Source organism: Nonomuraea sp. NPDC005501 (genome assembly GCF_040605905.1).
GTDB lineage: Bacteria > Actinomycetota > Actinomycetes > Streptosporangiales > Streptosporangiaceae > Nonomuraea.
Genome location: NZ_JBEXDT010000041.1, coordinates 54890 through 68734, shown reverse-complemented (window position 1 = coordinate 68734; position 13845 = coordinate 54890). Strand labels below are relative to the sequence as shown.

Here is a 13845-nt window from a genome sequence, read left to right as displayed (position 1 = left end):
CATCACCGAATGATCCGACGAGGAAGGCAGCATGTCCGACCATGTGACCCCGTTCCGTCTCGACGTCCCCGAGCCCGTACTGGCCGACCTGCGCGCGCTGGCCGCCGCCGAGGCGACCGGGGCGAGCGGCTCCGCCCTGGTGAGCGCCGTGGCCGCGGGGATCGAGGTGTGCGCCCGCCTCGGCATGGCCTCCTACCTGCCCGAGACGCGCACCTCGCTGTTCTTCGAGCGGGGCCAGCACGCCACGTCGATCTGCGGGACGCTGGGAGCGGCCGTGGCGGCCGGGCTGCTGTTCGGGCTGCCGGCGGAGGGCGTCGCGCACGCGGCCGGGGTGGCGGCCAGCATGGGCTCCGGGCTCATCGAGGCGAACCGGACGGGCGGCACGGTCAAGCGGGCCCACTGCGGGTGGGCGGCGCACGCCGGCGTGTCGGCCGCGGTGCTCGCGCTCGAAGGCGTGACGGGGCCGCCGACCGTGCTGGAGGGACGGTTCGGGTTCTTCCAGGCGTGGCTGGACGGCCGGTACGACGCGGAGGCGCTGCTGTCGGGCCTCGGCGAGCGGTGGGAGCTGCCGCGCACCGTGTACAAGCCGTACCCGGCCAACCATTTCACCCATCCGGCCGTGGACTGCGCGCTGGCGCTGCGGGCGGCCGGGCTGTCACCGGAGGACGTGGCGGCGGCCGAGCTGGGGGTGGCGGCCCCGGTGCTGCGCACCATCGCCGAGCCGCCGGAGGAGAAGGCCCGGCCGCGCTCGGCGTACCACGCGAAGTTCTCCGGCCCGTACACGGTGGCCGCGGCGCTGCTCGGAGGCGGCGGGCTCGGACTGGACCTGGACGACTTCGCCGCCCTCGACCCGGCCGCGCTCGCGCTCGCGGCGCGCGTGCGGTGCGTGGCGGACGAGCGGGCCTCGGAGCTGTTCCCGCGCTCGTTCGCGGCGGTGCTGAGGGTCCGGCTGCGGAACGGCTCCACGGTGGAGCACCGGGTGGACTCCTCGCGCGGCGGGCCGGAGCGGCCGCTGACGCGGGAGGAGCTGGAGGTCAAGTTCCGTTCGAACGCCGGGCGGGCGCTGCGGGCGGACGCGGTGGAGGAGCTGCTGGCGGCGGCCCGTGACCTGCCCTCGGCCTCCTCGGCCTCCGCGCTCCTGGGGCTGACCCGCGCCGGCTGACCCGCCCAGGCTGATACGGATCGTCGTCGCGCAATCACCCGCCGAACACGAGCGCGGCCTGATAATCTCGCGCCGCGCGTTCCGGAACCACAGCCCGGCGGTGATCGTTTGCTGGTGGACATCAGTCATCGGTCTGATCGACAGGAGTGCAACCCGTGGTCTTCAAACGCATGCTCGGCGCTCTCGGCGTGGGCGCGCCCTCGGTGGACACCGTCCTCGCGACGCCGCTCGCCCGGCCGGGCGGGACGCTGAGCGGCGAGGTACGGCTCGCCGGCGGCGACTTCGACGCCGACATCGAGCACGTCACGCTCGGCCTGGTCGCCGGGGTCGAGATCGAGGGCGGCGAGGGTGAGGCGAGCGGGCTGGCGGAGTTCCACCGCGTCCAGGTGTCCGGCCCGTTCCGGCTGGCGGAGAAGGAGCGGCGGACGATCCCGTTCCAGATCACGCTGCCGTGGGAGACGCCGCTCAACGAGGTCGACGGGCAGCCCCTGACCGGCATGGCCGTGGGCGTGCGCACCGAGCTGGCCATCGCCAAGGCCGTCGACAAGGGCGACCTCGACCCGGTCTCGGTGGAGCCGCTGCCGTCGCAGCTGCGGGTGCTGCGGGCGCTCCTGGAGCTGGGCTTCCAGTTCCGGTCCGCGGACGTGGAGGTCGGGCAGCTGTACGGGGTGCGACAGGAGCTGCCGTTCTACCAGGAGATCGAGTTCTACCCGCCGCCCCGGCACGCCGGGCAGGTCGGCGAGGTGGAGCTGACGTTCGTCGCCGACCCCCATGGGCTGGAGGTGATCCTGGAGGCGGACAAGCGCAGCGGCCGGTTCGGAGGCTCGGGCGACGCCGTCGGGCGCTTCCGGGTGGGGCACGACGAGGCGCTGGGCATGGACTGGGCGAGCGAGATCGACCGCTGGCTCGGCGGCCTGGCGCAGCACGCCGGCCACGGCTACGGGCACGGCGGCGGGCATCACGGCGAGCACCACGGTGGTCACTACGGCGATCACCACCACGGCGATCATCACCATGGGGGGCACCACGGCGGCGGGGCGGGTCTCGGCGCGGTGGCGGCGGCCGGCGCGGCGGGCCTCGTCGGCGGCTACCTCGTGAGCGAGGCCGTCGAGGAGGTCTTCGAGAGCGACGACGAAGGCGGCGGCGACGAGTGGTGACCCCACCCGCGAGCTCCTGCGAGCCGGGACGGTCCCGTCCACCACGGTGAGCCGGGACGGTCGGGTCAACGACGGTGACCCGGGCCGGTCGGGTCGGTGAGGCGGGCCGTCCGGTCAGGGCGGTGAGCCGGGCCGGTGGGGTCAGTGAGGCGGGCCGTCCGGCCCGGGCGGTGAGCCGGGTGAGCCGGGGCGGGTGGTCCAGCGGGGACCGTCAGACGTGTCCTCGACCAGGACGCCGCCCCGGCCCATCGCCTCCCTGAGCGTGTCGGCGTCGGCGTAGCGGCCGGTCCGGCGCAGCTCGTCGCGCAGTGCCAGCAGCGGCTCCACCAGCCGGCGCACGCCCGCCTCCGACGCCGCCTCCCCCAGCCGGGCGATGAGCAGCCGCATGAGGTCGCGGGCCTGGCCGACGCCTCCCTCGTCCTCCTCCGTGTCGGCCGACCACTTGACCAGGTCGGCCTCCAGGTCGAGCACGGCCCGCGCCGCGGCCGTCAGGTCGGACGCGGCCACCGCGTCCCGGAAGCGACCCTCGCACGCGCGGATCGCCTCCTCCAGCGTCATCTGGACGACCTTAGGGACGGCGAGCGGGAGCAGCGCGGCGCCCGTCCGGCCCGCACCCCCGGCTTCTCCCTCGCCGCCGCCCCCGTTCTCGCCCTCGCCACCGCCCTCGCCCCGGCCCTTGCCGTCGCCCCGGCGGTCGCCCCCGCCCTCGGTGAGGCGGCGCAGCTCGGCCAGGGTCACGCGGGTGCCGGCCGGCAGCACGGCCCGCGAGCCCGGCCTACGGACGGTCAGGCCGCCGCGGCCCGCCACCTCCACCTCCCCGGCGTCGAGGTCCACGAGCACCGCGGTGTGCTCGTCGAGGCCGAGGACGGCGGTGCCCGGCGGCAGCTCCCGCTCCATGCGCGACAGCCGCCGCTCCCCCAGGTAGCAGTAGCGGGTGTCGTGGGTGCCGCCCTCGGCGTTGTCGAAGTGCGGGATCACGACCACCCGCAGCCCGAGCGGCTCCAGCAGGTCGAGCCCCGGCCGCCAATGCGGCTCCGCCCCGACCTTGTAGATCTCGTACACCGGGACCGTCGCCACCCCGGCCGTGCAGGCCGCCGCCGAGGCGAGGACCGTCGCTCCCTGCCGGGCCCGGACGCGGGCCCGCAGGTCGCCGCCCACGGGCCCCTCGCTCCAGCGGTCCAGCGCGTACGTGGGGCTGCCCGGCCCGGAGAACACCCAGTCGGCGCCCGCGACGCCGTCGGCGACCCGCACCTCGAGGCCGACGCTGCGGGCGAAGTAACGGCGGGCGCGGGCGCTGATGTCGGCGCGGTTCTCCTGGAACGCGTACGGCGTGTCGAGCAGCACGGCCCGTGCCCCCGCCGGGAGGCGCCGCGCCACGGACCGGTGGACCTCCACCATGGTCGGGCTCGTCTCGCCCGACCCCATCAGCACCAGCACCCCGGGCATGGCCCCGCCGCCTCTCTCTCGCCCGTCGACCCAGCGCCACAGGCGCACTCGCGTATGTCCGGCAGTCAGCCGGTGGTGGTGACGGGAGGACACGTGGTCTCGGTTGAGACGCTCATGCTACGGGCGGGCGCCGACAATCGCCCGGCCTGCCGGCGTCTCCACCGTCCGGAAGAGACGCCCGACGAGGCCGCCCGGCGGATCAGCGGGGTCGGCGTGCCCTCATCGAGCATGTGCAGGCATCGGATGGGCCGGTCCTTCGATGTGTCCGACCCGGTGGTCCTCCCAGCCCCGGGGTAGCTCCTCGGGGGATCCGCGTTGGTCCACAGCGATCATGCCGACGCCGTACGCCACGAGCACCATCGCCACTAGGCACAGCCGTACGGCCTGCGCGAAGTCCAGATCGAGGATCATCGGCAGCAGGCTCAGCACCATGATTCCCAGCAGCAGCCAGCCGGCCGCTTCGGCATGCGGGTCCCGCACCAGGTGGAGAGCCGCGACGGCCGTGGCGAGCCAGGCCCAGCAGGCGGCGGCCAGGGGAACCAGCCAGCCCTGCGTGAGACCGAACAGCCGGCGCCAGATGACGGAACGCCGAGCGGACGTCTCATCCACCAGCCCGGCGATGACCAGCGCGATCAACAACGCGGCATTGACGGCGAGCAGCCACCGCACCGTCGGGAAGCCGAAGGGACCGGCCAGTTCGGCTGACCGATGCAGTATCGCCGGACCTGTTGCCGGTCGCGGCACGGGAGAAGCCGCTCGGCACTCATGCGCCGCCCAGGCCCAGTCCTCTCCCCAGGGGCATGCCGAAGGCCGGGGCGGGGGCGGGATCGTGAAACCGGGCCGGGGCGAGATCGTGACCCATGGTTCCGGTGATGGTGACACACCGCCCCCTCGCCTACGGTCGGACACACGTCAACCACGCTACGTGGTGCGCGCCCCGGGTGCGCGCCGCGCCTCGGAGCCGCCCGGCAGGAACCGGGGCTCGCGGGGGTGTCAGTTCGTGGCGGGGCGCGCCGCGCGACGGCCGAGCCGCTGCATCGGCCGCTCCACGAACCGGTACGCCAGGGCGCTGACCAGCATCACCAGGGCCAGCGCTGCGGCCGCCATGACGAGCTGCACCGGCAACGGCGCGCGCCGCAGATCCCCGGTGACCTGGACGAAGTACTTCAGCAGCGGATGGTGCACCAGGTAGAGCGAGTAGCTGATCAGGCCCATCCAGGTCAGCACCCGCGGCAGGCGGCGCCCGCGCAGCACCATCGCCCCCGCGAACGTGGCCGCGGCCAGCGCGATCGTGGTGATCCACACGTCCGGCTGGACCCACCACCATCCCGACCCGATCGCCCCCACCGGCGCGAGGGCCACCAGCGCGCCCGTGACGGCCACCGGCCAGAGGGGGCCGGTGCCGCGCTCCCAGCGGTGGATCGCGGTGCCCGCGAACATCACGCCGAGCACGGCGACGCCCAGCCACGGCACCCGCCCGCTCAGCACCGGCAGCGCCACCGCCATCAGGCCGAGGACGCAGGCGCCGGCCGTACGGAACCGGCCCGAGACGACGCACGCGAGCCCGGCGGCGAACACGGCGCCCGAGACGTACGGGACCCAGCCGCCCGTCGCCACCGGGCCCGCGAACGCCAGCCCGACGACGACCGAGAACCCGGCGAACAGCACGGCCAGCAGCCCGCTGCGCTCGTGCGCCCGCATCACGAACAGCGCGGTCACGAGCAGGTAGAACACCATCTCGTACGAGAGCGTCCACATGGTGTCGGCGACGCCGCCCACGCCGACGACGTCCAGCAGCATGGTCGCGTGCGCCGCCACCGCCGACCCGTCGCGCGGCACCTCCGCGCGCACCGGCACCCACCAGGCCAGCCCGACCACCAGGGCCGCGACGGCCAGGTACAGCGGGTAGAGCCGGAAGGCCCGGCTGACCCAGAAGCGCCGCAGGTCGCCGTGCCGCTCCAGCGAGGCCGGGATGATGTAGCCGCTGACCAGGAAGAACACGAGGATGCCGTACACGCCGAGGCTGAACCAGTACGGGCGCAGCGACGGCAGGAACCAGGGGAGCATGTGCTCGGCGACCACGGCCATCGCGCCCACGCCGCGCAGCGCGTCCAGCCAGGCGAGCCTGTGCTCCCGGTGCGCGGCGTTCCCGTCCGCGGGGTCCCGGACGTCCTCGCGGGCCGCGAGGGACGGGGCAGGCTGGTCTGAGGCGGCGGAGGACACCCGCCCCAACCTACCCGCACCGCATCAGGTGATGCGATGCGTATGGAGAGGGGCGTGGTGGTCGACGTCCACGGGCCCGTGGGGGTCGGTGTGGACCGTGGCGGCCCGCAGCCGCGGCACGTCGTGGATGAGCCGGTGCTCCGCCTCCACGGCCAGCGCGTGCGCCCGCACCAGCGTCAGGTCGTGGTCCACGAGGATGTCCACCTCGGCGTGCAGCGCGTGGCCGATCCAGCGCAGCCGGACGGAGCCGACCGCGCGCACCCCCTCGACGGTCCTCAGCACGGCCTCGGCCTGGTCCACGAGGGCGGGGTCGACGGCGTCCATGAGCCGGTGGTAGATCTCCCGGGCGGCGTCGCGCAGCACGAAGCAGATGGCGGCGGTGATGAGCAGGCCGACGAGCGGGTCGGCGATCGGGAACCCCAGCGCCGACCCGCCCGCGCCGAGCAGCACCGCCAGCGACGTGAACCCGTCGGTCCTGGCGTGCAGGCCGTCGGCCACCAGCGCGGCGGAGCCGATCTCCCGGCCCACCCTGATCCGGTAGCGGGCGACCCACTCGTTGCCGAGGAAGCCCACCACGCCCGCGGCGGCCACCCATCCGACCGCGCGCAGGTCCTGCGGCCCGGCCAGCCGCCGGATCGCCTCGTACCCGGCCACCGCGGCCGAGAGGGCGATGACGACGACGATGGCGATGCCGGCGAGGTCCTCGGCCCGGCCGTACCCGTAGGTGAAGCGGCGGTTCGCGGCGCGGCGGCCGAGCGAGAACGCGATGGCCAGCGGCACGGCGGTGAGCGCGTCGGCCACGTTGTGCAGGGTGTCGCCGAGCAGGGCGACCGAGCCCGACATGACGACGATGACGGCCTGGACGGCGGCGGTGGCCATGAGCACGGCGAACGAGGCGGCCAGCACCCGCAGCCCCCGGCTGCTGCCCTCCAGGGCGGCGTCGGTCTTGCCGGCGCTGTCGTGGCTGTGCGGGGCGGCGGCGTGCCACAGGCGCGACAGCACGCCCCGCGCCCTCCCCCGCCGGGCAGCGGACCCATGCCCGTGCCCACGCCCGTGCCCATGCCCATGCCCGTGGCCGTGGCCGTGGCCGTGGCCGTGGCCGTGGCCGTGGCCGTGGCCGTGGCCGTGGCCGTGGCCGTGATCGGAGCCGGGGATGTGCCCGTCCCCGTGAGCTTCCGCATGGCCGGAGGTGTGCCCGAGCCCGTGCGCCTGCTCCCCGTCGGCAGGGTGACCGGGCCCGTCCGGATGGGCGTGCGGCTCGCCGGGGTGCCGTGGTCCCGACATGGCCCTCCTCACCCGCATGACGTCGCGTCCGGCCGAGTATGCCCGCCGCCCGCCCGCGCGAACATCCCCTCGCCCCCTCCCCCGCCCCCTACCAGCCGATCCGGCCCTTGCCGGAGACGAGGGCGCGGGCGATGACCAGCCGCTGCACGTCGTTCGTGCCCTCACCGATGGCCATGAGCGGCGCGTCCCGGTAGAGCCGCTCCACCACGAACTCCTGGGAGTAGCCGTAGCCGCCGTGGATCCGCATGGCCTCCAGCGACGCCTTCAGCGCCACCTCTGAGGCGAAGTACTTGGCCATGCCCGCCTCCATGTCGACGCGCCCGCCGTCGTCCGCCCGGGAGGCGGCCCAGTAGGTGAGCAGGCGGGCCGCCTGGATCTCGGTGGCCAGGTCGGCGAGCTTGAGCTGGATGGCCTGGAAGTCGGCGATCGGCTGCCCGAACGCGGTGCGCTCGCGGGCGTAGGACAGCGCGGCGTCGTAGGCGGCCTGGGCGACCCCGACCGCGCGGGCGGCGATGTTGACCCGGCCCGTCTCCAGCCCGCCGAGCACCTGCTGCATGCCGCGCCCCTCGACGCCGCCGAGCAGCGCCGACTCCGGCACGCGCACGCCGTCGAGCACGACCTCGCACGTCTCGGTGCCCTTGTAGCCCAGCTTGGGCAGGTCGCGGCTGACCGTGAAACCGTCGGCCGACGGATCGACGAGCAGCACGGACATGCCCTTGTGCGCCGGCTCGGTGACGGACGTCTTGACCAGCACGGGCAGCGGGTCGGCGTGGCGGGCGTTGGTGATCCACGTCTTGGTGCCGGTGACGACGTAGTGGTCGCCGTCGCGTACGGCCCGCGTCCGGATGCCCTGCAGGTCGGTGCCCGCGGCGGGCTCGGTGAGCGCGATGCCGGTGCGGCGGGCGCCGGTGGCCAGGTCGGGCAGGTGAAGGCGTTTCTGCTCGTCGGTGCCGTGGCGGGCGATCATCCAGCAGGCGATCGTGTGCGAGCCGAGGATGCCGGCGACGCCCATCCAGCCGCGCGCGATCTCCTCGAAGACGAGCGCGAACGACACCATGTCGGCCCCCAGCCCGCCGTACTCCTCGGGCACGGACAGGCCGAACAGCCCCATCCGGCGCATCGTGTCCACGATCTCGGTGGGATAGCGGCCGGAGTGCTCCCACTCGGTCGCGACCGGCACGATCTCCTTGTCGACGAACGCCCGGAGCGTCTCCCGGAAGGCCCGCTGCTCGTCGGTCAGCTCGAAGTCCATCTGCCGCTCCTCCGTGAGAGCCGCGCGGCCCGGCCGGACGGCCGATCCGCGCACGGCTGCGCCGCTCACGCTAATGATCCGCCGTTTTCCGGGTCAACGCCCCGGACCGTACGGTAGGCCGTCCCGGGGACGGGCTTCTTCGGCGCAGGGACGTCCTCGGCGCAGGGACGTCCTCAGCGCAGGGACAGGGCGGACACCACGTCCACGATGCGGGCGGCGCGCTCCACCTCGGCGCGGTGGAAGCCCGGGCCTTCGGAGCGGGCGACCACCACGTGCAAGTCGTGGGCGGAGACCGGCAGCAGCATGAGCCGCAGCTTCTCGGAGACGCGCGTGGCGGCGCGCAGGGGCGGCTCGTCCAGGTCGAACGCGGCGGGGGCGGACAGGCTGGCGTGCCGCACCTCGCCGCCGGACATCGCCAGCGACCACTCGGCCCCGCACAGCCCCGGCAGCGCGTCCACCAGCGTCGCGAAGGCGCGCCCCGGCTCTGCCGCGACGTGCATGAGCAGGTCGTAGTCGGGCGCGGAGCCCGGCACCTCCCTGGTCGTCCAGACGCCCTCGATCCGGATCCCCGGCACAGCGGACAGCCGGTCACGGACCTCGTCCGTCGTGGCGGCCCCCGGCCAGGACACGGTGAAGTCGTCCACGGCCCGCCCGGACTCGCGTTCGAGCACGGTCACCTGCAGGATGTCGGCGCCCAGGGCGCCGAGCGCCCGCGCCACCTGGCCGAGCGCCCCCGGCCGGTCCGGCAGTGACACCCTCAGTCGCAGCAGCATCGGTGCCCTCCTTTCCAGGGCTCCCACAGTGCCGCGCCAAGGTTTCGCGGATGTTTTAGAGATATGTCACGCATGCTGCGGTTATATCCCAATCAACTGTTCCGGAGTGGGTTGGTCAGGCAGCCTTTGCCCCCTGCCGCCTGCACCTTTCCGCCGACCGGCCGGGCGGAGCGGGCTCCGCCCGGCGAGCCCGGCGAGACCGTCAGGCGAAGACGTCCTGCTGGTAGCGGCCCTGCTCCTCCAGGGACGCCAGCCACGCCTCGCCGTCACCGCCCGTCCGCTCCCGATGGATGCCGGCCAGGACCCGCCGGACGGCGGGCGCCATGCGCAGCCCGTCGCCGCACACGTACACGTGCGCCCCGGCCTCCAGCAGCTCCCACACGCGGTCGGCCTCGGCGGCCACGGCGTCCTGGACGAACCTGTGCGGATGCCCCGGCACGGCCGAGAACGCCTCGTGCACCCGGACGTTCGGCGCGGCGGCCCAGCCCGCCAGCTCCTCCCGGTACAGCCAGTCGTGCTCGGGGTGGCGGCACCCGGTGAACACCTCGACCGCCCCGCTCGCCCCGCTCAGCGCCCGCTCCTCCAGGAAGCCGCGCAGCGGCGCGAACCCGGTGCCCGGCCCGACCAGGATCACCGGCGTCTCCGGGTCGTCCGGCAGCCGGAACGGCGGCGCGGGCACCCGGACGTAGCCGTAGAACGTCTCACCGGGGGCGAGCCCGGCCAGGTAGGCCGAGCACATGCCCTGATAGCGGCCGCTGCCGGACCAGGCGGGCCCCTCGACGAGCCCGACGGTGATCCGCACCCGGCCGGGCTCGGCCAGCGGCGAGGACGACACCGAGTAGTACCGCGGCTTGATCGGCCCGGCCATCTCCAGGAACGCCGCCAGCGGCAGCTCGATCGCCGGGAACCGCTCCAGCAGCGCCAGCGGCGACAGCCGCTTGGCGAGGATCTCGTCGGCGTAGTCGGCGGTCAGCGCGGCGAGCTGCCCGCGCGTCCACGGGCAGGAGGTGTGCGCCGCCAGCGCCTCCAGGTCGGCGCGGGTGGCGACCTCCTGGAGCTCGGCGAACTCGGTCAGCAGCAGCCCCGCCGTGACCGGCCGGTCCACCGGCAGGTGCGTGCCGCCCCTGGCGCGCAGCCGTACGACCTGCTCACGCGGCACGCGCAGGCAGCGCAGCGCCCATTCGACCAGCTCGGGGTCGTTCTTGGCGAAGACGGCCAGGTGGTCGCCGGCGGAGTAGGTGACGCCCTCGGGCAGCCGCGCGACGAGGGAGCGGACGCCGGGCCGGGGCGCCTCCACCGAGAAGTCCCAGAGCCCGGCCGGGTCGCAGGTCAGCTCCTCGTTGGACACGACCGTGAGCGGGAAGGCCCGCTCGGACACCACGGCGGGCCGTACCTCGGCCTCGGTCAGCACCTCCAGCTCGTAGCGGGGGCCGGCGTCCGCGGCCGACGCGCTGTACTCCTCGGCCAGGGCCGCCCACAGCGTCGCGGTCCAGGCGGACACGTCGCCGTCGAAGTCACCGTCGGCGTCGGCCTCCCCCCGCTCGACCAGCGGCACGGCGCCGGCGGCGGTGAGCTTGTCGTGCGCGCGGCGCGGGAAGTCCTGGTACGTGGGCCACTGGGTGTTGCCGCAGCCGAGCACCGCGAGCCGCACCCCCGACAGGTCGGGCAGCGTCGTGCGGGCGTCGAAGCGCTGGGCGTTGTCCGGGGCCTTGCCGTTGTAGGAGGAGGCGACGACGACGAGCAGGCCCTCGCGGGGCGGTTCGAGGTCGTCGAGGGCGGTGAGCGTGGTGGCGAAGCCGGACCGGCCGGCCCGCTCGGCCAGCCGCTCGGCGATGTCGGAGCAGGTGCCGAGGTTGGAGCCGTAGGCGACGGTGAGCGGCACGCCGGTCACGGCGATCTCCTGCCCCTCGTCCCGCTCCTCCGCCTGCGCCACGGGAGCCGCGCCGCTGAAGCGCTCGTGCGGGCGCCGCTCGCGCACCTGGAGCGTGAACCCCTCCGGCTTGAGGGTGAGCGTCTGCTTGATCTTCATCCTGTACGCCGCGGGGTCGGAGAGCGCGAACCGCCGCAGCAGCATGGCCAGCGTCAGCCGCGCCTCGGTGAGGGCGAACTGGCGGCCGATGCAGGCGCGCTCGCCGTTGCCGAACGGCTTGTAGGCGGCCGGGTGGTGGTCCTTCCTGCGCTCGGGCAGCCAGCGGTCGATGTCGAACTCCTCGGGCCGCTCCCACGCCTTCGGGTGGCGGTGCAGGGCCGGCAGGACGAGGGCGGCCGGGGTGCCCGCGGGCACGGGGTAGCCGCCGAGGGTGGTGTCCTCCAGCGCGGTGACGGCGAAGGCGGGGATCGGCGACCAGGTGCGCAGCGTCTCGTCGAGGACGCGCGGGATCACGTCCAGCTTCATGATCGTCTCGTACGTGGGCGGCTCGTCGCCGGGCAGCAGCCGGTCCACCTCGTCGTACGCCTGGGCCAGGGTGTGGGGGTGGCGCAGCAGGTTGTACAGGGCGAAGGACAGCAGGCCGCTCGTCGTCTCGTGCCCGGCGATGAGGAAGGTGAGCACCTGGTCGCGGATGTTCGCGTCGGACAGGCGCTCGCCGGTGAGCGGGTCGGCCGCCTCCAGCATCAGCCCGAGCAGGTCCTTGGCCCCGCCGGCCGGTCGGGCCCTGCGCTGCCGGATGACGTCCTCGACCAGCTCGCGCATGGTGGCGATGTCCTGGCGGTAGGACTCCTCGCTCCGGCGCTTGAGCTTGGTGACCACGGGGAGCTGCCGGTTGCGGATCATGGCCTCGGTCAGCGCGCCGCCCATGGCCTTCAGGAACGGGTGCAGCTCGGGCGAGCGGAACGACTCGAAGCGGTAGCCGAAGCCGGTCAGGGAGATGACGTCGAGGGTGAGCCGGGTCATGTCGTCCGACACCGGCAGGTCCTCGCCCTGGCGGGAGGCCCACGAGCCGACCAGCCGCTCGGCGATCTCCAGCATCTGCGGGTAGTACGCCTTCATGGAGCGCTGGCTGAAGGCCGGCATGAGGATGCGGTGGGCCTGACCCCACACGGGCTCGTCCAGCTCGGCGGTGAACAGGCCGTCGCCGGAGAAGTCGCGGACGATCGACAGGGGCGGCTCGATCCGCTTGCGGAACCGGGTCTCGTCGCACAGCTCGGCCGCCATGTCGGGGTCGTAGACGAAGAGCACCCTCCGGCCGACGATGTCGAGCTGGAAGAGACCCTCGTCGTACCTGCCCGCCAGCTCGGTGAAGTGCGCCATCGGCGAGTGCGCGGGGATCTGCAGCGTGTTGCCCAGGAACGGCAGGCCGGACGGTGAGGGGATCTCCTTCATCAAACTCTCCCTGTGTCGTCGCCTCACAAAGCAGCCATACACCGTATGGCTATCGCTAGCATACGCCGTATGGCTGTCAGTGCGCGCAGGGGCGCCCCCCTGAGTCCCGAGGAGATCTACTCGACGGCGCTGCGCCTGGTGGAGGAGGGCGGCGTCGACGCGCTGTCGATGCGCAAGCTCGCCGCCGCCCTCGACGTGAACCCCATGTCGCTGTACCACCACGTCGAGAACAAGACGGCGCTGATCGCCCAGATCTGCCGCACCATGGCGGGGCGGCTGGAGCTGCCCGTCCAGAGCGGGGAGTCCTGGCAGGAGCGGCTGCGCCGGCTGGCCCACGCCTACCGGCGGCTGGTCTCCACGTACCCGTCGCTGTGGGCGTACATCCACACCCACCCGGAGGCGGTCGCCACGCACGAGGGCGGGTTGTGGGACGTCCTCTTCCCGATCATGGCCGAGGCCGGGGTGCCGGAGGAGGAGCGCACGCGCACGGCCGACGTGCTCCACGGCTTCGTGACGGGCCTCATCCTGACGGAGCAGCAGGGGCACATCGGCCGGGACGACCCGGAGGAGGTGGCCCGGACCTTCGAGACCGCCATCGACATGATCATCCGCGGCCTCCCCCACAGCTGAGGCCCCGTCAGCGGACGAGGACCCAGAGCTGGTTCGTGCTCGACGGGTCGCAGGGGACGCCGGACACCGCATTGCGGTAGCTCGTCGTGAGGCACGTCTCCCTGACCGGTCCCTGCCACCTGATCGGGCGCCCCTTCCAGGTGATCAGGATCCGGTCGCCTCCCGCCGCCTGCTCGACCGTGGTGAAGGTGATGCGGCGCTTCTCGATCGCCGTGCCGCAGCGTTGCATGGGCACGATCGAGTTCCTTCTCGGCGCACCCAGGCACCGCTTGTTCCTGCTGTAGAGGCTGACGAGCTCCGATCGGGCGTCGCGGGTCCACAGGTAGCCGTCCCGACCGTGTGGAGGCGGGCAGTACTGCGTATGCGCGGCGTACTCCTGGCTACGGCCTTCCGGATCCATGCCCCAGGTCAGGCACATGTTGGTGGAGACATTCCTGATCAGGTAACTCCCCGCCGCCATGGCGGCGGGGGCTGTGGGGGGAAGGGTGGTCAACGTCATCGTGGCGACACCCACGATTGCGATCTTGGCCCGTCTCTTCATGAGGCGGCATGGTAGCCAAGCGGCCGGCCGGCGTCCGGAAACGGTGATTACCACG

Annotated in this window: 11 protein-coding genes; 3 read left to right on the top strand and 8 right to left on the bottom strand. The window is 73.7% G+C overall.

Annotation, left to right across the window (positions count from 1 at the left end; all coding sequences use genetic code 11):
* Window positions 1-31: 31 nt before the first annotated feature.
* Both ABZS51_RS21040 and ABZS51_RS21035 read left to right on the top strand, forming a co-directional pair.
* Window positions 32-1162 (top strand): MmgE/PrpD family protein, encoded by a 1131-nt coding sequence (locus tag ABZS51_RS21040; protein ID WP_355443437.1) that lies wholly within the window; start codon window positions 32-34, stop codon window positions 1160-1162.
* Between the two features lie 155 nt (window positions 1163-1317).
* Window positions 1318-2319, top strand: a complete 1002-nt coding sequence (locus tag ABZS51_RS21035) for a sporulation protein (protein WP_355443434.1) — start codon at window positions 1318-1320, stop codon at window positions 2317-2319.
* 141 nt (window positions 2320-2460) lie between these two features.
* On the opposite strand, the gene ABZS51_RS21030 is transcribed toward ABZS51_RS21035, so the two are convergent.
* The 7 genes from ABZS51_RS21030 to ABZS51_RS21000 form a co-directional block, all read right to left on the bottom strand.
* A complete protein-coding gene (locus tag ABZS51_RS21030; RefSeq protein ID WP_355443431.1) occupies window positions 2461-3765 on the bottom strand; it encodes a hypothetical protein in 1305 nt (434 codons plus the stop codon).
* Between the two features lie 219 nt (window positions 3766-3984).
* Window positions 3985-4434 carry a hypothetical protein gene (locus ABZS51_RS21025; protein ID WP_355443428.1) on the bottom strand — a complete coding sequence of 150 codons (450 nt, stop codon included), beginning with the start codon at window positions 4432-4434 and terminating at the stop codon, window positions 3985-3987.
* A 324-nt stretch (window positions 4435-4758) separates the two neighbouring features.
* Window positions 4759-5988: an acyltransferase gene (locus ABZS51_RS21020; RefSeq protein WP_355443425.1), complete on the bottom strand. Its 1230-nt coding sequence runs from the start codon at window positions 5986-5988 to the stop codon at window positions 4759-4761.
* 24 nt (window positions 5989-6012) lie between these two features.
* A complete protein-coding gene (locus tag ABZS51_RS21015) occupies window positions 6013-7272 on the bottom strand; it encodes a cation diffusion facilitator family transporter (RefSeq protein WP_355443421.1) in 1260 nt (419 codons plus the stop codon).
* 88 nt (window positions 7273-7360) lie between these two features.
* A complete protein-coding gene (locus ABZS51_RS21010; protein WP_355443443.1) occupies window positions 7361-8524 on the bottom strand; it encodes an acyl-CoA dehydrogenase family protein in 1164 nt (387 codons plus the stop codon).
* Between the two features lie 173 nt (window positions 8525-8697).
* Window positions 8698-9297, bottom strand: coding sequence for an ACT domain-containing protein (locus ABZS51_RS21005; RefSeq protein ID WP_355443418.1), 600 nt, complete (start codon window positions 9295-9297; stop codon window positions 8698-8700).
* Window positions 9298-9499: 202 nt separating this feature from the next.
* Window positions 9500-12619: a cytochrome P450 gene (locus tag ABZS51_RS21000; protein WP_355443415.1), complete on the bottom strand. Its 3120-nt coding sequence runs from the start codon at window positions 12617-12619 to the stop codon at window positions 9500-9502.
* Window positions 12620-12688: 69 nt separating this feature from the next.
* Between ABZS51_RS21000 and ABZS51_RS20995 the strand changes: the two genes are divergently transcribed.
* A complete protein-coding gene (locus ABZS51_RS20995; RefSeq protein WP_355443411.1) occupies window positions 12689-13249 on the top strand; it encodes a TetR/AcrR family transcriptional regulator C-terminal domain-containing protein in 561 nt (186 codons plus the stop codon).
* Between the two features lie 7 nt (window positions 13250-13256).
* Here ABZS51_RS20995 and ABZS51_RS20990 read toward each other — a convergent pair whose 3' ends face one another.
* Window positions 13257-13790: a hypothetical protein gene (locus ABZS51_RS20990; RefSeq protein ID WP_355443408.1), complete on the bottom strand. Its 534-nt coding sequence runs from the start codon at window positions 13788-13790 to the stop codon at window positions 13257-13259.
* Window positions 13791-13845 lie beyond the last annotated feature (55 nt).

Coding starts and splice junctions, on each gene's coding strand:
- ABZS51_RS21040 (WP_355443437.1), top strand. CDS start 32: ATGTCCGACCATGTGACCCCGTTCCGTCTCGACGTCCCCGAGCCCGTA.
- ABZS51_RS21030 (WP_355443431.1), bottom strand. CDS start 3,765: ATGCCCGGGGTGCTGGTGCTGATGGGGTCGGGCGAGACGAGCCCGACC.
- ABZS51_RS21015 (WP_355443421.1), bottom strand. CDS start 7,272: ATGTCGGGACCACGGCACCCCGGCGAGCCGCACGCCCATCCGGACGGG.
- ABZS51_RS21010 (WP_355443443.1), bottom strand. CDS start 8,524: ATGGACTTCGAGCTGACCGACGAGCAGCGGGCCTTCCGGGAGACGCTC.
- ABZS51_RS21005 (WP_355443418.1), bottom strand. CDS start 9,297: ATGCTGCTGCGACTGAGGGTGTCACTGCCGGACCGGCCGGGGGCGCTC.
- ABZS51_RS21000 (WP_355443415.1), bottom strand. CDS start 12,619: ATGAAGGAGATCCCCTCACCGTCCGGCCTGCCGTTCCTGGGCAACACG.
- ABZS51_RS20995 (WP_355443411.1), top strand. CDS start 12,689: ATGGCTGTCAGTGCGCGCAGGGGCGCCCCCCTGAGTCCCGAGGAGATC.
- ABZS51_RS20990 (WP_355443408.1), bottom strand. CDS start 13,790: ATGAAGAGACGGGCCAAGATCGCAATCGTGGGTGTCGCCACGATGACG.